The organism is Ulvibacter sp. 2305UL32-6, from assembly GCF_058148545.1.
On sequence record NZ_JBYVKA010000004.1, the window covers coordinates 185,689 to 206,586 of the forward strand.

21 protein-coding genes are annotated in these 20,898 nt (G+C 37.5%); 8 read left to right on the top strand and 13 right to left on the bottom strand.

All coding sequences use genetic code 11. The annotated features are described in order from the left end of the window. Window positions 1-18 precede the first annotated feature (18 nt). From ACY2RU_RS13615 to ACY2RU_RS13660, 10 genes are all read right to left on the bottom strand, one after another. Window positions 19-684 (bottom strand): peroxiredoxin, encoded by a 666-nt coding sequence (locus tag ACY2RU_RS13615; protein WP_490139022.1) that lies wholly within the window; start codon window positions 682-684, stop codon window positions 19-21. Between the two features lie 161 nt (window positions 685-845). Then, window positions 846-1,301 (bottom strand): methyltransferase family protein, encoded by a 456-nt coding sequence (locus ACY2RU_RS13620; protein WP_490139023.1) that lies wholly within the window; start codon window positions 1,299-1,301, stop codon window positions 846-848. A 64-nt stretch (window positions 1,302-1,365) separates the two neighbouring features. Further along, a complete protein-coding gene (locus ACY2RU_RS13625) occupies window positions 1,366-1,572 on the bottom strand; it encodes a YgaP family membrane protein (RefSeq protein ID WP_490139024.1) in 207 nt (68 codons plus the stop codon). A 177-nt stretch (window positions 1,573-1,749) separates the two neighbouring features. Further along, window positions 1,750-2,751 (bottom strand): c-type heme family protein, encoded by a 1,002-nt coding sequence (locus ACY2RU_RS13630; protein WP_490139025.1) that lies wholly within the window; start codon window positions 2,749-2,751, stop codon window positions 1,750-1,752. Continuing rightward, the gene (locus ACY2RU_RS13635) at window positions 2,751-3,020 is read right to left on the bottom strand and encodes a heavy-metal-associated domain-containing protein (RefSeq protein WP_490139026.1); all 270 of its coding nucleotides are present in this window, start codon (window positions 3,018-3,020) and stop codon (window positions 2,751-2,753) included. Before ACY2RU_RS13635 ends, ACY2RU_RS13630 begins: the two co-directional genes overlap by 1 nt. Window positions 3,021-3,194: 174 nt before the next feature. Continuing rightward, window positions 3,195-3,512: a rhodanese-like domain-containing protein gene (locus ACY2RU_RS13640; RefSeq protein ID WP_490139027.1), complete on the bottom strand. Its 318-nt coding sequence runs from the start codon at window positions 3,510-3,512 to the stop codon at window positions 3,195-3,197. Window positions 3,513-3,519: 7 nt separating this feature from the next. Further along, a complete protein-coding gene (locus tag ACY2RU_RS13645; RefSeq protein WP_490139028.1) occupies window positions 3,520-4,926 on the bottom strand; it encodes an MBL fold metallo-hydrolase in 1,407 nt (468 codons plus the stop codon). 188 nt (window positions 4,927-5,114) lie between these two features. Then, window positions 5,115-5,927 (bottom strand): sulfite exporter TauE/SafE family protein, encoded by an 813-nt coding sequence (locus ACY2RU_RS13650; RefSeq protein ID WP_490139029.1) that lies wholly within the window; start codon window positions 5,925-5,927, stop codon window positions 5,115-5,117. 71 nt (window positions 5,928-5,998) lie between these two features. Next, window positions 5,999-6,634 (bottom strand): Crp/Fnr family transcriptional regulator, encoded by a 636-nt coding sequence (locus ACY2RU_RS13655; protein ID WP_490139030.1) that lies wholly within the window; start codon window positions 6,632-6,634, stop codon window positions 5,999-6,001. Beyond that, the gene (locus ACY2RU_RS13660; RefSeq protein ID WP_490139031.1) at window positions 6,631-7,029 is read right to left on the bottom strand and encodes a DUF983 domain-containing protein; all 399 of its coding nucleotides are present in this window, start codon (window positions 7,027-7,029) and stop codon (window positions 6,631-6,633) included. Before ACY2RU_RS13660 ends, ACY2RU_RS13655 begins: the two co-directional genes overlap by 4 nt. Window positions 7,030-7,124: 95 nt before the next feature. Here ACY2RU_RS13660 and ACY2RU_RS13665 point away from each other — a divergent pair, with 95 nt between their 5' ends. From ACY2RU_RS13665 to ACY2RU_RS13700, 8 genes are all read left to right on the top strand, one after another. Next, window positions 7,125-7,523, top strand: coding sequence for a hypothetical protein (locus ACY2RU_RS13665; protein WP_490139032.1), 399 nt, complete (start codon window positions 7,125-7,127; stop codon window positions 7,521-7,523). Between the two features lie 83 nt (window positions 7,524-7,606). Beyond that, window positions 7,607-11,938, top strand: coding sequence for a CusA/CzcA family heavy metal efflux RND transporter (locus ACY2RU_RS13670; RefSeq protein ID WP_490139033.1), 4,332 nt, complete (start codon window positions 7,607-7,609; stop codon window positions 11,936-11,938). Window positions 11,939-11,948: 10 nt separating this feature from the next. Next, a complete protein-coding gene (locus tag ACY2RU_RS13675) occupies window positions 11,949-13,091 on the top strand; it encodes an efflux RND transporter periplasmic adaptor subunit (protein ID WP_490139034.1) in 1,143 nt (380 codons plus the stop codon). 3 nt (window positions 13,092-13,094) lie between these two features. After that, the gene (locus ACY2RU_RS13680; protein ID WP_490139035.1) at window positions 13,095-13,793 is read left to right on the top strand and encodes a VIT1/CCC1 transporter family protein; all 699 of its coding nucleotides are present in this window, start codon (window positions 13,095-13,097) and stop codon (window positions 13,791-13,793) included. Window positions 13,794-13,936: 143 nt separating this feature from the next. Continuing rightward, window positions 13,937-14,377, top strand: a complete 441-nt coding sequence (locus ACY2RU_RS13685; protein ID WP_490139036.1) for a thioredoxin family protein — start codon at window positions 13,937-13,939, stop codon at window positions 14,375-14,377. Between the two features lie 2 nt (window positions 14,378-14,379). Then, entirely contained in the window at window positions 14,380-15,360 is a 981-nt protein-coding gene (locus ACY2RU_RS13690) for an FAD:protein FMN transferase (protein WP_490139037.1), read from the top strand. Then, the gene (locus ACY2RU_RS13695; protein ID WP_490139038.1) at window positions 15,357-15,569 is read left to right on the top strand and encodes a DUF4266 domain-containing protein; all 213 of its coding nucleotides are present in this window, start codon (window positions 15,357-15,359) and stop codon (window positions 15,567-15,569) included. The genes ACY2RU_RS13690 and ACY2RU_RS13695 overlap by 4 nt, the downstream gene beginning before the upstream one ends. Before the next feature lie 122 nt (window positions 15,570-15,691). Continuing rightward, a complete protein-coding gene (locus tag ACY2RU_RS13700) occupies window positions 15,692-17,005 on the top strand; it encodes a DUF3570 domain-containing protein (RefSeq protein ID WP_490139039.1) in 1,314 nt (437 codons plus the stop codon). Between the two features lie 149 nt (window positions 17,006-17,154). On the opposite strand, the gene ACY2RU_RS13705 is transcribed toward ACY2RU_RS13700, so the two are convergent. Genes ACY2RU_RS13705 through ACY2RU_RS13715 form a run of 3 tightly spaced genes read right to left on the bottom strand, consistent with a single transcriptional unit; the run spans window position 17,155 to window position 20,898 of the window. Beyond that, entirely contained in the window at window positions 17,155-17,340 is a 186-nt protein-coding gene (locus ACY2RU_RS13705; RefSeq protein WP_490139040.1) for a YgaP family membrane protein, read from the bottom strand. A gap of 21 nt (window positions 17,341-17,361) precedes the next feature. After that, the gene (locus ACY2RU_RS13710; RefSeq protein WP_490139041.1) at window positions 17,362-17,667 is read right to left on the bottom strand and encodes a hypothetical protein; all 306 of its coding nucleotides are present in this window, start codon (window positions 17,665-17,667) and stop codon (window positions 17,362-17,364) included. A 36-nt stretch (window positions 17,668-17,703) separates the two neighbouring features. Next, window positions 17,704-20,898 carry an efflux RND transporter permease subunit gene (locus tag ACY2RU_RS13715; RefSeq protein ID WP_490139042.1) on the bottom strand — a complete coding sequence of 1,065 codons (3,195 nt, stop codon included), beginning with the start codon at window positions 20,896-20,898 and terminating at the stop codon, window positions 17,704-17,706.

A 20,898-nucleotide genomic window follows, 5' to 3' on the forward strand; every position in this document is an offset into this window, starting at 1 on the left:
AAAACCCTTCTATTAAATTTAGACATCTTTTTTAGCCAGATACCATGTAATCTTTTCGACAGTGTCATCGGCTAGTCTTTCGTTTAGCGCCTCGAGAGTTTTAGGTGATGGACAAATTACTTTATCACCTCTTTTCCAGTCTAAGGGCATCGCTACTTTGTGTTTGTCTGCCATTTGAAGTGCATCTAAAGCCCGAAGAATTTCATCCATGTTTCTTCCAATGTTTAGTGGATAGTACATGACTAGGCGAATCTTTTTTGAAGGATCAATAAAAAATACAGCTCTAACAGCGGCAGTTTCACTTTCGTTAGGTTGCAACATTCCATACAACTTAGAAACTTTCATATCAATATCTGCGATAATAGGGAAGTCAAAATAAACTCCAGTATTTTCTCTAACATTTTGAACCCACCCCAAGTGTGCGTGAATACTATCAATACTCAGCCCTAAAAGTTCGGCATTTAATGCGTCAAATTCGCCTTTTCTCTGAGCAAATCCACTCATTTCTGTGGTACAAACAGGCGTGAAATCTGCAGGGTGAGAAAAGAGCACTATCCATTTATCTTTCGCGAACTCAGACATTTTGATATTTCCTTTGGTAGTAATAGCTTCAAAATCTGGTGCGATATCTCCAATTCTAGGCATTGAGACTACTTTTTCTGATAATTGATTTTCGTTATCCATAATAAATATTATTTATTGTTAATTAATATGGTATAAAGATACGCTATGAAAGAGGCTTTTACAGTAACACAGGTTACATTAGAAAAATGTCTTGCAAAGTTAGAGTGATATTTGCGGAATACGTTTCCGCGAAAGCGAATGCACCCTAATATTGTAGGCATTTAAAACAGTCGAGGTAAGAATCTGCCCGTTGTTTTCATATAAGTTTTGTAGCTCTTAAACTTTTGAATTAGCTTTTTTTCTTCATATTTAGACTTAATGCTAAAAAGAAGAAGGAGTAAAAATGTTATTAGAATCTTGAATGATGAATCCACATATAAAGAATACCCTGCACAACTTAATAAAATACCTGTATAGATAGGATGTCTAATATATTTATAAATTCCATTTTGAATCAGTTGACTGTTTTTTTTTGGAGTTGGAAAAGGAGATAGATTTTTATTTAACTGTAGTAATGCAACGACAAACAGCAAAAAACCAAAAATTGCAATAACAAGCCCTGTTCCCTTGAGATACATTGGTAAGGCTAGCTCCATTAGTGGCACTTCCCATACATATAGGATTAGCAGAACACCTTGTAGTACAACAAGGATATAATCTATATAATGTAATTTCATATGGAAGCAAACTAAACAAGCCGAACTAGGTATTTAGGTCGGCTTGTAATGTGAAACAAGATTCTTACTCTTTGATTTTACATGAACTAAAACCGAAGAGCGTATATAGCGGACAAAAACTTACAAAGCTGGTTAATACAAAAATGGCAGCCAACCCTAACAATATGTACGCTAGCATACCTGCGATAATACCTTGCCAAAACAGTAGCCCTACAACAGCGGCCAATATTAAACGAATAATGCGGTCTGTACCGCCCATATTTTTTTTCATAGTATTAATTGGTTAGTGAACAATTAAAAGGAGTAATTCTAAAGTCACAAGAGACAAATAACGGTCAATTCTAGCTTTAAAATCCATAGGAAATATAGTGAAAAAACCGAGAGATTGTATTAAGAGAATTCTTTTATTGTGTTTGAAGTAGATTAATTCGACCCCTCATTTACAGATTTATTGGTCATATGTAATACTCCAAATGCCTCGTACCTCATTTACATCATATCCTGTGGCTTTATCATTAGGATAAAGACTTAAAATGGTTTGAAGGACCTCTGGTTCAATATCTGCGTTTGTTTTACCATGGCATTGCAAACACATGGAGTTTGTAGTAATTGGATAATAAAAATGCACTTTATTGTCAATTACTTCTGTGACTACTTGGTAATCAACGTTATTAGCTACTGCTTTTTTAAAATTTTCAATAATACCCAATTCTTTTTTGGTTGCCTGGTTTTCTGGATTACGAGGCTTGTTGGATACGCGTCGTATATGCGCGTTTTGAACATTAGCCATACTATCGGTAATTGGGTATGCTTTTATATTGCAAAAAGAAACCGCTTCTAGAGTTCCCTTTTTTTGAATAGTACCCATTAGGTTTTTTCCTAATTCCTTTTTGGTGTTTAGTGCGTATTGTAAGCCTTTATCTTCAAGCTTTTTTGATTCTTCGGAAGGTGATTCATCTGCTTTTTTTCCATCATTCCGATACTGCATTTTTCCTTTACTTTCCTCTTCAATATGTTGTTTGAACCATTCGGGCTCATCTATCTTATAGTCGTACATATATTCAGCAATTTGTCGAATTTCTTCTTCTTTAAATTCCTGATAAGGCATAATACCGAAACGTCTTACTGCCCCTCGCATTTTTGTTTTATCTATAGAAGGTTTTTGAACAAATTCCCAAATAGCATTTGAAAATTCTTCTTTTGTAGTATCATCATTAAGATAATGCGATTTAACGGCTACCATTGGCGGGGCGATTCTTCCCTTGTGATCTGTATTGGGGTTATGACACAAATAGCATTTATTTTGCATCAATAGTTTCCCAGGATGTGCAACTACGGCCTCGGAAGTCTCTAGTTCTACTTCTGCCGTATTGGAATAATTACTTTTTTTATTTGAATCACAACTAGTGATTACTAAACCTACAATGAGCAATGCTATTAACTGTTTCATTATTTTGCCATTTTACCTGTGGCACAACTTACAAAAGATTTTGCCTTGGTTATTACTGAATTTTGATCGTCTATAGAAGGGTAGCCTAAAATTTTTAATTTTTCTTTTACATTGAGCGCATCTTCTGAACTTTGAGCTCTAAAAGAGACCGTGGAGGTCTCATTGTCTACGGCTACTTCTGAGATATTATTTATTTCTGATAGTTTTGAGGTGATGGTTTTTGCACATCCACCACATTTTAAATTTTGTACTATAATTGAGGTTCTCATTATACTTCAGTTTTATTTATGCAAGTTATTATGAAAATATAACTTTTATGGTAACTGAGGTTACATATTAATCCCAATTAAGCCAGAAATTGCATGGGTTATTGTTGTAAAAAAGGGAAGCTTTTAGACTTCCCTTTTTTTGTAATCAGAAGATAGCATTGTTAAATTTTTTGCTTAGACAGGTACATTCGTTTTTCCTTGCCAAGCAAGTATACCACCTAATAGGTTATAGGTAGATTTGATTCCGAACGATTCCAATATTTGACACGCTCTTGCACTACGAGCCCCACTTCGGCAATAAACATAATAGTTTTTTTCTTTTTCAAGTGTCTTTGCCTTTGTAATAAAGTTTTGTTCATTTAAAACATCTATCATTATTGCATCTTTAAGAATGCCTTCTGCCCATTCGTTAGGAGTTCGTACATCAATTATAATTGCTGCATCATCGTTAGAAATTAATTCTTGCCATTCGTTTTGATTTATATTTTTCATATTCAAATTATAAGGTAGTTGGACAAATATATTCTGAAACAGGAACACCCGCTTCTTGTATGGCTTTAAACCCTCCTTTTACATCAATTAGGTTATGAATACCACGACTCTTTAATATTGAGGCAGCGATCATACTTCTATAACCTCCCGCGCAGTAAACAAAAAATGTTTTGTCTGGGAATTCTGCTAAGTGATCATTTAAGAAGTCAAGCGGTGTATTCTTTGCATCGATTACATGTTCTGAAAAGAATTCACTCTCTTTACGAACATCAAAGACCGGTTTTTTTTCTTTCTTTAATTCATTTTTAAAGACAGCTGCGCTTACGGAGCTTACAACATCATATTCCTTAGAAGCATTTTTCCATGCGTTAAACCCACCTTTAAGATATCCTAATGTATTATCAAAACCAACTCGCGACAACCTTGTTACGGTTTCTTCTTCTCGACCTGGATCTGTCACTAGTAAAATAGGTTGTTTTACATCTGCTATTAGCGCACCTACCCAAGGAGCAAAATTACCATCTAATCCAATAAATACAGATCTAGGAATATGCCCTTTGGCATACTCATTTTCATGGCGCACGTCTAAAACAATGGCTCCTGTTTCGTTTGCCACAACTTCGAAAACTTCTGGTGATAGTTTCTTGGTTCCTCTCTTAAGTACTTCATCAATGTCGTCATAACCTTCTTTATTCATCTTAACATTAAGTGGAAAGTATTGTGGAGGTGGTAACAAACCGTCTAACACTTCAGCAATAAATTCTTCTTTGGTCATATCGGCACGTAGGGCATAGTTCATTTTCTTTTGATTCCCCAGTGTATCTACAGTTTCCTTCATCATATTTTTACCACATGCCGATCCTGCTCCATGGGCGGGATATACAATTACGTCATCGGCCAAAGGCATTATTTTTTCACGTAGGCTATTATAAAGAAAGCCAGCTAGATCTTTTTCTGTTATCACGCCCATTTTTTGAGCTAAGTCTGGTCTTCCCACATCGCCTAAGAATAATGTGTCTCCACTAAAAAGCGCATAGTCTTTACCATTTTCATCTCTTAAAAGATAAGAGGTACTTTCCATAGTGTGACCAGGAGTGTGCAAAGCTATAATGGTCACATTTCCCAACTTAAATTCCTGACCATCAGATGCAATTATAGCATCGAAAGTAGGATTTGCATTAGGACCAAATACGATAGGAGCGTCAGTTTGTTTCGCTAAAGTGACATGACCACTAACAAAATCTGCATGAAAGTGTGTTTCAAAAATATATTTGATTTTAGCATTATCTTTTTTAGCTCTATCTAAATAAGGTTTTACTTCTCTCAACGGATCAATAATGGCGACTTCGCCATTGCTTTCGATATAATAGGCTCCCTGTGCTAGGCAACCCGTATAGATTTGTTCAACATTCATTTTAAGCATTTTTAATTATGGGGTAAAATTATACTGATTTTTAGGTTTTTACAGTGACTTAGGTTACATAAGTAGAATCAATTAATAAAGGATGGTTGCTGAGATTAACAAATTTTGTTACAAATAATTGAAGCGAATGCTCTGGTTGTAAGTAAAGAAAATAATTACACTAGATTTAAGCTGAGTTATTATTGTTTTACAAAGAATTCCATATAGAAGATAAAAATGGCCATTACAAAAATAAAATACCCAAAGCCTTTTTTGAGTTTCTTTCCGTCAATAAAATTGGATAAATAACTGCCAATGAGTATTCCAACGAAAGAAATTCCTGTAAAAATAGAGAGAAACATCCAGTCAATCTCCATTGTAAATGCATCTCCTAAAAAGAAGCCTAAAAGAGACTTAAAGGCGATAATAACTAATGAAGTTCCTACTGCGACTTTCATTTCAATATTTGCCAATATTACAAGAGCTGGAATAATGAGAAACCCTCCACCAGCACCTATCATACCCGTAATACCTCCAACAAGCAGCCCTTCAATTAAGATTAATGGATAGTTGTATTTTACTGTTCCATCACCTTTTTGTGTTTTAGTTTGACGCTCTTTTAACATTGAAAAGGCGGCGGGAATCATAAGTACGGCAAACAAACCAAACATTGCCATTCTACGCGTAAATTGGAAGTCGTCAATAGTAAAAAGAACTTCTGGTAATGCTGGCACAACGTAATGCCGTACAATACTTACACCAATAATTGCAGGTATTCCGAACACAACGGCAGTTTTCCAATCTACATATCCTTTTAGATGTTGTTTTATACCTCCAACCAAAGCACTAGCACCAACAATGAATAGAGAATAGGCAGTTGCGACTTTTTCATCTACTGAAAATAAATAGGCTAAAACAGGTACAGCAAGTATAGAACCACCACCTCCAATAATTCCAAGAGAGATTCCAATAATTAATGCACTTGCGTATCCGAATATTTCTAATAATTCCATTTCTAATTTTTTGCGATTTAAGCATAAAATAAACTACATAAATGTCTAAAGGCAGAACCTACGCTACATATCTAGTCTAAGTTGATTATTTGGATATAGTTTCTGTGTAGTTCAATTTTTCCTAAATTTTCTAGTTTTTTTAGGAGGCGAGAAATAACAACCCTTGAGCTATGTAATTCGTAAGCTATTTCTTGGTGTGTACTATGAATAGTATTGTCATTTACAATTCTTGCTTTTTCTCTAAGATAGCCTAATAATCTTTCGTCCATATTATCGAAAGCGATGCTATCTAAGGTGAGTAACATTTCATTGAGACGAGAATGATAACTTTCAAAAACAAAACTGCGCCAAGATTTGTACTTTGCCATCCATTCTTCCATTTTGCGTATTGGAATCATGATAAGTTTGGCGTCGGTTTCAGCAATGGCTCTTATTTCACTTTTAACATGACCTACACTGTATGTCATTGTCATAGAGCAGGTTTCGCCACTTTCCAAATAATACAACAGTAATTCATCACCATTTTTATCTTCACGAAGTATTTTTATGGCCCCAGAAACTAGTAAAGGCACTCCCTTTATATAGGAGCCTATGTCCATCAATTGAAATCCAGCGGGAACTTCCTTATAAGTGCCTACTTGCAAGATTTCATTGATGAGCTCATCTTCAAATATATGTCCGTAGCTCTTTTTTAGTTCTTGAATCATTTCTTATTTTGTCTTATAGTTTTGGAAATCGATTTGTCATATTTGATAAAGAGGGTGGCCCAAATAATTTTTGATAGCGCAAACATTAGGGGGAATAATACAATTAATGCTAATATAAAGGAAAGCATTAAAAAAGCGGGTGTGATTTCTTCTCTAAAAATATAGTTTAAAGCAACTACCGCGATAAATAAAGCCACTCCTAAAGCGTACGACAGGTAATAAGAACCTTGAAAAAAACCTGTTTCAAGTTCAAATTTCATGTTGCATTTCGGACAACGTTCTTTCACTTTACCCATGGTGCTAAAATTGTAAGGATGACCTTCAAAGAAATCACCTTCTTGGCAGCGCGGGCATTTCATTCTAACAATACTGTAGAGTTTCGTTCCTTTCAGCATATATTCTAATTTTACGTAAAATTATGCGGATTAATTTCCAAATTAGGTAACTTAAGTTACATACAGCAGTGTCTATAATTCTTATCTTTACATACGTGATTAAGTTAATTTCCATATCATTATCTCTTTTTATCCTAATTCATAGTTTTGGGATAAGCGTTAGTGATGTATCTCAAATTGACGAGTTTGTTGAGCACGCACAATTCCATAGTGAACGATATGGGGACAATGTTTTTGTGTTTATTTCTAAGCACTATGGTGAGTTAAAAGCAGCTCATGATAAAGAACAGCAAGAAGAAAATGAAGATCACGAGAACCTCCCTTTTAAGCATCAATCACATATCTCTTGCTTTACAGACTTTACCATACATCAGCAAAAAGTAAGTTTGAAAGCACCAGAGTTTCTTCAATTTAAAGTGCATACATTTCACTATCAAGCCCCTTCCTCATCGGTGTACTTGGAAGGTATTCTTCAGCCACCTAGGCTTTCATAAATACTCACAGACCTATTCTCTTTTTTAATTTCTTGATCGTATTACTGATTAAGGAGTGTTCACATTGATTATTCTATGAAAAAATGTTATCACATATTATCAATTTTAGTATAAAGAACAAGTTCATTGTTCTCCTATTTACACTTTTTATTATAGGATTTGGGTTGTATTCACTATCTCAGATCCCTATTGGCGCTGTACCCGATGTGACTAATAATCAGGTACAGGTCATCACAACCTCCCGGAATCTGTCTACAAAAGATATGGAGCAGTTTATAACCTATCCGGTCGAATTGGAAATGGCAAATTTACCTGGGGTTATAGAAATTCGTTCTATTTCAAAATTCGGACTCTCGGTTGTTACTATTGTGTTTGAAGATGATATGGGAACCTACTTGCCCAGACAACTCATCGCGGAAAAAATTAAATCGGCATCCGAAAAAATTCCCGAAGGTTTTGGAACCCCAGAAATGGGCCCCATTACTACTGGATTAGGAGAAATTTACCAGTATATTCTTGATGTTAAACCAGAATTTAAAGATAAATACAACGCCGAAGACCTTAGAACCATACAAGATTGGATCGTAAAACGTCAATTATCGGGTATTCCTGGGGTGGTTGAAGTGAATACCTGGGGCGGTTTTTTAAAACAATATGAGGTTGCAATTGATACTGAAAAGTTAAATGCAATGAACATTTCAGCACGCGATGTTTTTTCGGCACTAGAAATGAATAATAGTGTTTCTGGCGGAGGGTACATCGAGAAAGTCAATCAAGCATTTTTTATTCGCGGTGAAGGTTTAGTGACTTCTTTAGAGGATATCCGCAATATTGTTGTTAAAAATGAAGATGGCATCCCAGTTTATATTAAAGATGTTGCTACTGTTGGTTTTGGAAGTGCTACTCGTTTTGGAGCAATTACTGGAAACGGGGAAGGAGAAAAAGTATTAGGCCAAGTAATGATGCTTAAAGACGCAAACTCGAAGCAGGTTATTGAGGCAGTCAAGGAACGAGTTACCGAAATATCGAAATCATTACCAGAAGGTGTATATATCAATGCCTTTCTTGATCGTAGTGAGCTCATAGCAAAGACCACCTTCACAGTTTCAGAAAACCTTATTTTAGGATGTTTGATCGTTATTTTTGTAGTAGTATTACTCTTAGGTAATTTTCGATCTGGGCTTGTTGTTGCTTCGGTCATTCCGCTGGCATTGCTTTTTACCTTGTCATTAATGTATGTTTTTGGTGTTGACGCCAATTTGATGAGTTTGGGAGCGATTGACTTCGGAATTATTATAGACGGGGCGGTCATTATCGTCGAGTTTATCGCTTTTCAGATTACTAAAAAATCAGCTGAAATAAATGGATTATCAAAAGCCGATCGACAAATATTAAAAGATACCATTACATTTTCGGGGGCTTCAAAAATGATGAATTCAGCCATCTTCGGTCAGCTCATCATTTTAATCGTTTTTATTCCCATACTATCCTTGAGTGGAGTAGAAGGGAAGATGTTTAAACCTATGGCGTTAACCTTTAGTTTTGCACTGATTGGAGCAATGCTACTCTGTTTCACCTACGTACCTGTGGTAGCATCCATATTCTTAAAACCCTCACTAGCCTCTGATAGAAATATTTCAGTCCGTTTAATGAAATGGCTCAACAAAATGTATGAACCCATAATTCATTGGGCTTTACAAAGTAAAAGGTTGGTATTAGGCCTTTCTATTGTCCTACTTGGGCTATCGATCTATTTGTATGCTTCTATGGGAGGAGAATTTGTTCCAACCTTAGACGAAGGCGATTTTGTTATTCAGCCCGTATTGAAGACGGGGACCTCGTTAAGTAATACCGTTGAGATCACTACCGAAATTGAAAGGATACTGTTGAAAGAATTTCCAGAAGTCAAACAAGTAGTTACACGAATAGGTGCTGCGGAAGTCCCTACAGACCCAATGTCTATGGAAGAGAGCGATGTGATTATCGTTTTACGACCAAAAAGTGAATGGACCTCCGCTAAATCTAAAGATGAACTAGCAGACCAGTTTAAGGAGGCATTGGCCGTCATTCCTGGAATGGAAGTTGAATTTACACAACCTATTGAGATGCGCTTTAATGAGTTGATCACTGGAGTACGTGCAGATATTGCAATTAAAGTGTATGGGGAAGATCTAGATATTCTTGCCAAAAAAGGAAGTGAGATCGGTTCGTTAATTGAAAATGTGGCTGGAGCCGCAGATATTTCTGTAGAAAAAATTGCAGGATTACCAGAAATGAGTGTTCGATACAACAGAGCGAAAATTGCGAGATACGGACTCAATATTCAAGATCTAAATGATATGATCTCAATGGGCTTTGCGGGGAGATCTGCGGGGAGTGTGTTTGAAGGTGAAAAGCGGTTCGATCTGGTTGTAAGACTCGATAAAGATAAGCGGCAAGACATCGATAATTTAAAAAACTTATATATCGATCTACCTTCCGGAGGAAAAATTCCATTGAGTGAACTTGCTGATATTAGCTATCAAAAAGGAGCCGCAAAAATTTCGCGAGATGATACGCGACGCCGAATTGTAGTAGGTGTTAATGTTCGTAATCGGGATTTACAATCGGTAGTTAATGACATTCAAAGATTAGTCAGTGAGAATGTAAAATTACCTATAGGGTATTCAATTACCTATGGAGGTCAGTTTGAAAATCTACAAAGCGCAAAATCACGATTGATGGTCGCAGTACCTATTGCCCTCGTATTGATATTCGTGCTTTTGTATTTTGCTTTCAATTCGGTTAAGGAAGCACTAATGATCTATTCAGCGATCCCACTTGCCGCAGTTGGCGGTGTATTGTTGTTATGGTTGCGTGATTTACCGTTTAGTATTTCCGCAGGTGTGGGCTTTATTGCGCTATTTGGTATTGCTGTTCTTAACGGAATTGTATTAATAGAACATTTTAAAGAGTTGCAAAAAGAGGGTTACACTAATATTAACGACTTAATTAAACAGGGAACCAAAGACAGATTGAGAGCAGTGCTGTTAACCGCATCGGCCGCGGCATTAGGATTTTTGCCTATGGCCATTTCCACGAATGCCGGAGCCGAAGTACAACGCCCCTTAGCAACGGTAGTTATAGGTGGGTTAATTACTGCAACTTTACTAACCCTAGTCGTTCTACCAGTACTTTATGCCTATTTAAATACACCTAATAAAAGAAAATTAGGCTCCAAAAAGAATGCAGCACTAGGCCTGACAGCTGTTTTATTGCTGATCTCAATAAATGTTAGTGCGCAACAACCCCCTAAAACGCTTCAGGAATTAATACCAATAGCACTTAAAAATAATGCTGCATTAAAGGCTTCCGAATTGCAAGTAGAACAAGGTGATTATTTAATTAACAGTGCTTTTAGTTTTGATAAAACGCAGGTTTATTATGAATTTGATGAAAACAATTTGGCAATAAATAATGAACCTTTACGTGTCTTCGGAATTCAGCAGGACTTCAAATTTCCTACGGTTTATTTTTCTGAAAAGACCGTAAATAAAGCCCGTTCTCAGCTTAGCTCTAGTTCCTTCGATATAAAGAAAAAAAGCATAGAACGCCAGGTGACCGAAGCCTATTACCATTATCAAATTGCAAGAGAGAAAGAACAGGTCTACAAGACATTAGATAGTCTATATACAAATTTTTCAAGTATTGCTTCCAGACGCTTTGAGCTAGGGGAAACCAACTATCTCGAAAAAATAACTGCGGCATCCAAGCAAAGCCAAATCAATCTTAATTATAAGGCAACGCAAAAAGAAGTGACGCTTGCTTATGGTTCCTTACTTTCGGTAATTCAAACCAAAGAACCCCTTAGTATCGCTCAAGAAACCTCACTAAAGATCGCATTGAGGGGGTTGGAGGTTTATGGCGATGAAGAACTGAAATATTATGAGAATAGAATTTCCCTCGTTCAAGCAGAACGTCGTTTTGAAAAACAAAAACTACTGCCAGATATTAGTCTTAACTACTTTCAGGGTACAAATGCTGCCCTTAACGGAAATCTCTATGGCTATCAATTAGGTTTAAAAATACCGCTTCTTTTTGGCGGACAGACATCAAGGATCAAAGCAGCGCGTATTGCAGAAGATATCGCAACGGTTGAATCGAAAGAATATAAAATTCAATTAAACGCAAAATTGGATGCTCTTAAAACTGAATTAATCCAGCTTCAGGAGGCATTGATCTATTATGAAAAGGAAGGGGCAACCCTTTCCGAAGAAATTTTAAAAACAGCAAATGGAAGTTTTAAAAATGGTGAGATAGATTTCTACCAATATATTCTAAGTCTAGAAAGTGCTTATGAAATTAAACTGAGCCATTTAGATAAGCTCAATGAGTATAATAAAACTGTAATTACCATGAATTACCTAACCCTATAAATAGATCGTTATGAAACCCAACATATATAAAATTTTACTAATCAGCGTCGTTTTTGTGCTAATGAGCTGTGAGGAAAAGAAGACACCAACAGAAGCGATGGTGCAAGACAAAGAACTGATAGAGGAGCAAATCACAGTAACCCAATCACAGTTTGATCAGAACAATATGGTTCTTGGCAGCTTTGAAGAAAAATCATTTCCAAAAATTGTTAGAGCCAATGGAATGATCGATGTTCCGCCCGAAAATAGAGCCGTTGTAAGTGCTTCAATGGGAGGGTATATTAAAACAACACCTCTACTTGTAGGTGATCATGTTCGCAAGGGGCAAGTACTGGTCACCATTACAAATCCCGAATTTATTACCTTACAACAGGGCTATATGGAAGTGAATGAACAACTCACTTATCTCAAAGCAGAATACGAGAGGCAGCTAACAATGAAGAATGAAAACATAACTTCTCAAAAAAGCTTTTTAAAAGCAGAAAGCGACTATAAAACAGCCGTGGCCCGACACAAAGGATTAGACAAACAACTGCGTATGCTTAACATATCTCCTTCCCAGGTACAGGCTGGTATGATTACTTCGGAAGTGAGTATTTACGCACCTATTTCGGGTAGTATTACCAAGATGAATGTGACCAAAGGGAGCTATGTTTCGCCCGCTACTGAAATTTTAGAAATAATAGATAATGATCATATTCATTTAGAACTTTCCGTTTTTGAAAAGGATATCATGAAGATCAAAAAAGGACAGGAAATCGATTTTAGAATCCCGGAGGCGTCGTCAGAACTCTATAAAGCCGAAGTACATCTTGTTGGTACGTCAATTGGAGCTAACAGAACGATCAAGGTACATGGGCATCTGGAAGATGATTCCAGCCATAATTTCTTGATCGGTATGTTCGTCGATGCGAATATTATTACCGAAAGTACTTTAACTAAAGCTCTACCTAGTGAAGCCCTTGTTGAACTGGATGATGTCAATCATGTTTTGGTTTTAGATAAAAAAGACGGAGATACCTACTACTTTTATCAACAAGAAGTTATTGTAAAAGAAAGCTATGATGGATATTCAATCATAGAAATTAGAGATAATTTTAAACCAAACACCCAGTTTTTGACCAAAGGGGCGTTTAATCTGTTAGGAGAATAAAATATGGACAAGCAAACTAGAGAAAAACACTATATCATTCGTAGTGGTTGGTTACGAGCAGGGGTTTTGGGGGCTAACGATGGTATTCTATCTACTGCAAGTATTATAATTGGGGTAGCCGCTGCAAGCAGTACTCGTGAACCCATTTTACTTGCTGGAGTAGCGGGCTTAGTTGCAGGTGCTTTGTCAATGGCGGCAGGGGAGTATGTTTCGGTAAGTTCTCAAACAGATATCGAAAAATCTGATCTGGCTCGTGAAAAACAAGAACTTATTGATACCCCAGAAGAAGAATTAGTCGAATTATCAAAAATCTATGAAGAACGAGGACTAACAGCTCAAACGGCCATGGAGGTCGCTAAACAATTAACTGCACATAACGCGCTAGAAGCACATGCCCGAGATGAGTTGGGTATCACAGAAATGACCGAAGCAAAACCTTTACAGGCTGCTCTTTCATCTGGAGTGGCTTTTACTGTAGGCGGATTTCTTCCGGTCGTTGTGGCTTTTATTGGGCCGTTAGCGTATATGGAATACATCCAATATGCGTTCGCTATATTATTTCTAGTAATATTAGGGATAATAGCAGCAAGAGCAGGCGGTTCCAACCCTACAAAAGCAATTTTAAGGATCACTTTCTGGGGAACCCTAGCCATGGGATTAACAGCTTTGATCGGATATTTGTTCAATATAAATATCGCATAGTCTTCTGTAAAGAAAAAGGAGTATAAACTTTAGAGAAATAAGTTCAAAAAAGGTTTCATTTTAACAACAAAAAAAAGCTATAAACGTTGATAGGTATTATAGTAATCATTGACTAAGCAAGAACGAATTTAATATAGAACACGATGAAAAAAACAATATTGGCAGTAGCACTTATGTTCGTAAGCGTTACAATAACATTTGCCCAAGAATGGAATACCAACTTCGAAACTGCAAAAGAAATGGCTAGAAAGCAAAACAAGCCAATTGTACTTGTTTTTCAAGGATCAGACTGGTGTGCGCCCTGTATTAAACTGGATCGAGAGGTGTGGAGTACAGAGGTTTTTAAAAAATATGCAAAAGATCACTATATAATGGCACAAGCAGATTTTCCAAGAAGAAAGAAGAATGCCTTGCCAGCAGCACAAACAAAAGCGAATGCAGAATTGGCCGAAACCTATAATAAAAGCGGTGTTTTTCCTTTTGTCGTTGTGCTCGATAGCAATGGTAATGTTTTAGGTGAGACCAGCTATAAAAAGACAACGCCTAAAGCGTATATAGATACACTAAATTCTTTTATCAAATAAAAATGAGAGCCATTCTACTTATTTTTATTCTAGGTCTTTCAAATCTTAGTAGCGCTCAGGAAATGTATAAACGTACCCTTAAGTTAATGGGGAGCCGTTTCGACATAACTGTGGTTGCCAAAGATCAAGAGCAAGGAGATCTATTTATTGATATGGCGGTTTCCGAGATCTCACGAATAGAGAAACTCATATCGTCTTGGGATCCAAATTCGCAAACCTCCGAGATCAATAGAAATGCCGGAATTAAACCCATAAAAGTTGATGCCGAATTGTTCGATCTTATAGAAAGAGCCATTGGTATTTCAAAGCTAACAGATGGCGCATTCGATATTAGCTATGCCTCTATGGATCGTATTTGGAAATTTGATGGAAGTATGATCCAAATGCCTTCCGAAGAAGAAATTAGTGCTTCTGTAGCAAAAGTTGGATATCAAAATATCCTCTTAGATCGAGAACAGCGTACCGTTTATCTTGCTTTAGAAGGTATGAAGATAGGCTTTGGAGCTATCGGGAAAGGCTATGCTGCCGATAAGGCTAAGGCGCTGCTTGCCTCAAAAGGGGTCACCGCTGGTATCATTAACGCTTCGGGAGATATGAATACCTGGGGGAATCAACCCAATGGCGCCGACTGGAAAGTGGCCATTACCAATCCGATGGATAAAAACAAAGTTTTTGCCTTGCTTCCCATAAAAAATGGTGCTGTAGTTACCTCTGGAAACTACGAGAAATACGTCAATTTTAATGGAAAGCGATATACTCATATTATCGATCCGCGTACCGGATATCCATCCAGCGGAATCATTAGTGTCACTGTTTTTGCTCCCAAAGCAGAACTCGCAGATGCACTCGCAACCTCTGTGTTTGTCATGGGAAAAGAAACCGGACTCGACCGTATCAATCAACTACCTCAAATAGAATGCATCATAATAGATGATGCAGGAAATATCACTAAATCAAAGAATATAGAAATAGACAAAATATGATAAAAAAGGTTTTAATGATCACAATCCTTGCCGGTTCACTAACCAGTTGCGTGGTGGTCAAAGAGTATGAAAAAGTAAATATTAATGATCCCGATATGGCGCTTTCAGAAAAAAAATGCGACCGTAACGTAAGTACTGCACATTCCTACAGAGAAGCTGCTGTAGGTGCCAATGGAGGAAAAACAGGAGGCGGCTGCGGCTGTAATTAATAACAAATATGGGCTATCGTGTTCAAAAAGGAACACGACCGGGCTTTCACTACTCACTTTTTATAACGTAAAACGTTATAAAAGAGTTCAGACAGACCGCTCAATCCCTTATCCGATACAATATGACAATAAAACAAATAATAGTTGGTTGCGCTCTTCTTGTCTCTGCAATTTCATTGGCGCAAGACTCAACCCAAGTTTATAAAAAACGAGTACTTGAGACCACCGAAGTAGATTTCCTTACAAGCTACTACACACAAGACGGTGATAATGCCGCCGTAAGTGGTGGTATTGGTACCGAAGAACTAACAGATATTACCGGAACCTTTGTCGTTTCAATTCCGCTAAACGATGACGATGTACTAACCATTGACGCGGGTGTTTCTGCATATACATCTGCATCTTCAAGCAATGTTGGCCCCTTTGATGGCAGCAGTCCAGCAGATCCGTTTCAGGCATCGTCTGGGGCCTCAGAAAGTGACCTTTGGGCAAACCTTACAGGTAGCTATAGTCATAGCTCAGACGATCGAAATGATATATGGTCTGCAAAATTGTCGATCTCTTCAGAGTATGATTATTTTTCTGTTGGAGTAGGGGGGAGCTATACCAAGCTCTTCAACGAAAAAAACACAGAAGTTAGCGTAAATGGTAATGTTTATATTGACACATGGAATGCCATATATCCCACCGAGTTAAGACCATTTGGAGATGGTGGAAGTGGGCTCAATGATCGTTTGTTTACGCAAAACACCATAACAGGAAATGCTAATTACAGTCCGCGCTTTGCCGCATTCGACAGCGAAGGTCGGAATTCATATTCCTTAGGGTTCGGCTTTTCACAGATCTTACACAAAAATGTTCAGGGCTCGCTTGCACTCGATTTTGTGCAACAAGACGGATTATTATCTACACCTTTTCAGCGTGTCTATTTCGGAGATGTAGCAGATTCGTTTATTGATGATTTCCAGTTGGCCGATGCGATTGAGCGTTTGCCAGATGCGCGCTTTAAAGTAGCTGTTGGGGGGCGTTTAAACTGGTATCTCAATGAGATCATAACCGTTAGAACGTTCTATCGTTATTACTTTGATGACTGGGGAATCAATTCACATACCGCAAGTGTTGAGGTGCCAGTAAAGATCACAGATAAGTTTACACTGTATCCGTCATACCGTTTTTACAATCAAACCGCAGCAGATTATTTTAGACCCTACGAAGGCGCATTGTCTACAGACGAATTTTATACTTCAGACTATGACCTTTCTGAATATGCAGCGAATCAGCTTGGCTTCGGAATTTCATACACCGATATCTTTGCAAAGTTTCATGTTTGGGATTTCGGACTCAAAAGTATCGACTTAAAGTTTTATCAATACGATAGAGATACTTCCTTTACATCAAGTATTATTACCGCTGGTTTTAAGTTTGTGATGGACTAATCCAGCATTTTTTAGTAAAAATCAAATAGCCGATCTCTAAAAGAGATCGGCTATTTTCATATGGAAAATACGCGCTATCGACAACGCAAAGACTATTTTCTATGTTTAAAATGGCGCTTTATTTTTCAACAGAACAGCTTGCGGCAGTATTATTTTTTAATACCGAATGCTTTTAATATAACTTCTAATAAGCACCATTTAGTGAAAGCTGATTGGATCATGTTCACACCAATGAATACGGTAAACCACATCCAATAAGGGCTTACATAAACGCTGAGCACTACACTCAGTAATATCATAATTCCAACGATCACTCTAAAATATGTATTTAACATTTTGTTCTTTTTTTTTATAGTTTAAATAAATTTTTCAATAGGAACAACCACCGCTTTAATCGGGTTGTTTGTTTCTAGATTTGTATTGAATTCAGTAATTAATTCAAATAATGAATCAATGTGTTCATCTTCAGTAAAAGAAAAGAAAAGACGAGATTCATTGCCAGCTTTTTCTCCCGAAAACCAATTTGAAGCCATCAAAACAGATGGTCCATTTTTAAACCCATCAATATCTGAACTGCTAAAATTTTCAATATTTGCTTTTTTAAAGAGCTTCGAAACCTCTTTTTGAAACTCCTCAACTGCCGTTACGATTACTAATTTCATAAGTACATGTATTTTGTCTGTGCTGGCACAGATAGATTATTTATAATTTTTCTTTTCGATCATATAATAGACCAAGGGTACAACCAAAAGGGTAAGCACCGTAGACACAATGGTTCCTCCCATTAAAGAAATGGCCAATCCTTGGAAAATAGGATCAAATAATATTACAAACGCACCTATTACAACCGTCCCGGCGGTAAGTAAAATAGGAGTGGTTCGTACAGCTCCAGCTTCAATTGCTGCTTGCTTTAAAGGTACGCCTTCGGCTGTTCTTAGATTGATAAAATCAATCAGCAATACAGAGTTTCGTACCATAATTCCTGCTAAAGCGATCATTCCAATAAATGAAGTAGCAGTAAAGAAAGCACCCATGATCCAGTGCCCCAGTATAATTCCGATCAAGGATAAAGGAATTGCAACCATCATCACAATAGGAGCTTTAAAGTTTTGAAACCACCCTACGATTAAAATGTATATCAAAATAATGGCGCCTAAAAAGGCGATTCCTAGGTCGCGAAACACTTCCAAAGTAATTTGCCACTCTCCGTCCCATTTCACCGTGTAATCATCTTCATATTCTGGCTGACCCAAATACATTTCGTTTATGCCATATCCTTCAGGAAGCGCTATTTCTTTTAATTTATCTTCCATTCCCAGAATAGCATAGGCCGGACTCTCAAGATCACCAGCCATATCGGCCAATACATATACCACACGTTTTTGATTTTTGCGGTAAATGCTTTTTGCCGCCGTATTTTGGGTGATCTCCACCAGATCAGCAATAGGCACCATATTGCCTTGTTTCGAGCTTACTTTTAATTGAGAAATATCTGAAATAGTCGATTTTTCTTTCTCATCTAACGTCAATACCAAGCCAACTTGATTAGACGCATCTTCGTCATACAAGTTTGTGATTGGTCTGTTAGACAAGGCCATATTCATGGTGTAAGCAATTTGTTGAGGTGCAACCCCATACAACATCGCCTTTTCTTTATTTATATTAAATCGATATTCGGTCTGGTCTGCTTCAACCATCCAATCAATATCCACCACATCATCCGTATTTTTTAGGATCGTTTGAACATGATTCGCAATTTTTATTTGTTCATTGTAATCAGGGCCATAAATTTCGGCTACAATAGTAGATAATACGGGTGGCCCTGGTGGGACTTCAACCAATTTTACATTGGCGTTGTATTTTGCAGCGATCTGCTGAATATCTGGACGTAATAATTTTGCAATATCGTGACTCTGCGCACTGCGTTCTCCTTTGTCGGTTAAATTAACCTGGATATCTGCCATATTGCTTCCGCCACGCAGATCGTAATGCCGCACCAAACCATTAAATGTGATTGGAGCCGAAGTACCCACATAATTTTGGTAGTTCACTACTTCAGGGCGAGTCGATAAATATTGAGAGATCTCTTGCGCAACAACACCAGTTCGTTCAAGTGTAGTGCCTTCTGGCATATCAATAACTACCTGAAATTCGTTCTTGTTATCAAACGGTAGCATTTTTACAGCAACCGATTTGGTAAAAAACAATACCATGGTTCCTAATAAGAGTACAAAGGTTCCGCCTAAAAACAACCAACGCTTTGCCTTGCTCTCCATCAACGGGCGTTCAAATTTATTATAAACGCGATAAATAAAGGTTTCCTCCAATGGCTTTTCAGCTTTTGAAACCTTCCCTTTTTTCTCTTTTTCTCTTAGGAAAATATACCCCAAATAAGGTGTAATGGTCAAAGCAACAAATAAGGATAATATCATTGCGATTGATGCTCCAATAGGCATTGGCGCCATATAAGGCCCCATGAGTCCTGAAACAAAAGCCATAGGCAAAACAGATGCTATTACTGTAAACGTGGCCAGTATAGTTGGGTTTCCAACTTCATTGATCGCATACAAGGCTGCCTGTTTAAACGGAAGCCGCTTCATCTTAAAGTGCCTATGCATATTTTCGGCAATAATAATAGAATCATCTACCACGATCCCCGTCACAAATACCAAAGCAAAAAGCGTAATTCGGTTTAAGGTATAATCGAGCATATAATAACTCAACAAAGTAAGTGCGAAAGTAATGGGCACAGATAAGAATACCACCAAACCACCACGCCAACCCATGGCTAACATCACCACAAGCGTTACCGCAAAGATGGATCCAATAAGGTGCCAAAGTAACTCTGACACCTTGTGTGACGCCGTTTCTCCATAGTTTCTGGTGACTTCAACATGAACATCATCGGGAATTAATGTTTTGCGTAAATGCTCCACTTTAGCAATGATCACTTCCGAGATCTTCATCGCATCAGCGCCTTTGCGTTTTGCAATTGAGATAGTTACGGCCGGATACTCAGAAGTGTGCTGCGAAGCTTTTTCACTTCCTTTCCCAAAACCAAGACTTACATAGTTTTGTGGCACTTCAGGTCCATCAATGATTGCTGCGACCTGCTTTAAATAAATAGGCCGGCCTTGCTGCACGCCTACCACCAAATTCTCAACATCGGTCACGGAAGCTAAAAAAGAACCCGTATTCACTAAAAATTCGGTATCATTTTTATCAAAACTCCCTGAATTTAACTGCGCATTATTCGCTTTGATCATTTCAGAAACAGACAAAAAATCTAAGCCACTAGCGGCCAGTTTGTCTTTGTCTAAAACCACACGTAACTGACGATCTCTCCCACCAATTTTATGCGTAATGGCAACATCATTGATCTTTTTGATCTCAGCCTCTAACTCTTGGGCCATCTGACTCAATTGGTAATCGTTGTAATTTTCACTCCACAGGGTCAGACCCAGCATAGGAACATCATCAATAGCACGTGTTTTTACCAACGGAAATGTCACACCATCAGGCATTTGATCCATGTGCTTGTTGATCTCGTTATAGAGTTTTACAAACGAACGCTCAATATCTTCACCTACATAAAACTGCACAATGACCATACCTTGCTCTTTCATCGAGGTAGAATACACATATTCAACACCTTTAATGTTTGAGATCAATTGTTCTAAAGGCTTGATGACTCGAGATTCAACCTCAGTAGGGCTCGCGCCGGGATAGCCTACAAAAATATCGGCCATAGGCACGTCAATTTGTGGTTCCTCCTCGCGCGGAATTAAAAACGAACTATATACGCCAACGACCATAAATACGATCATTAGAAGCACTGTAAGCTTCGATTGTATAAAGATCTTTGCAATTTTTCCTGCGATACCTTCTTTCAT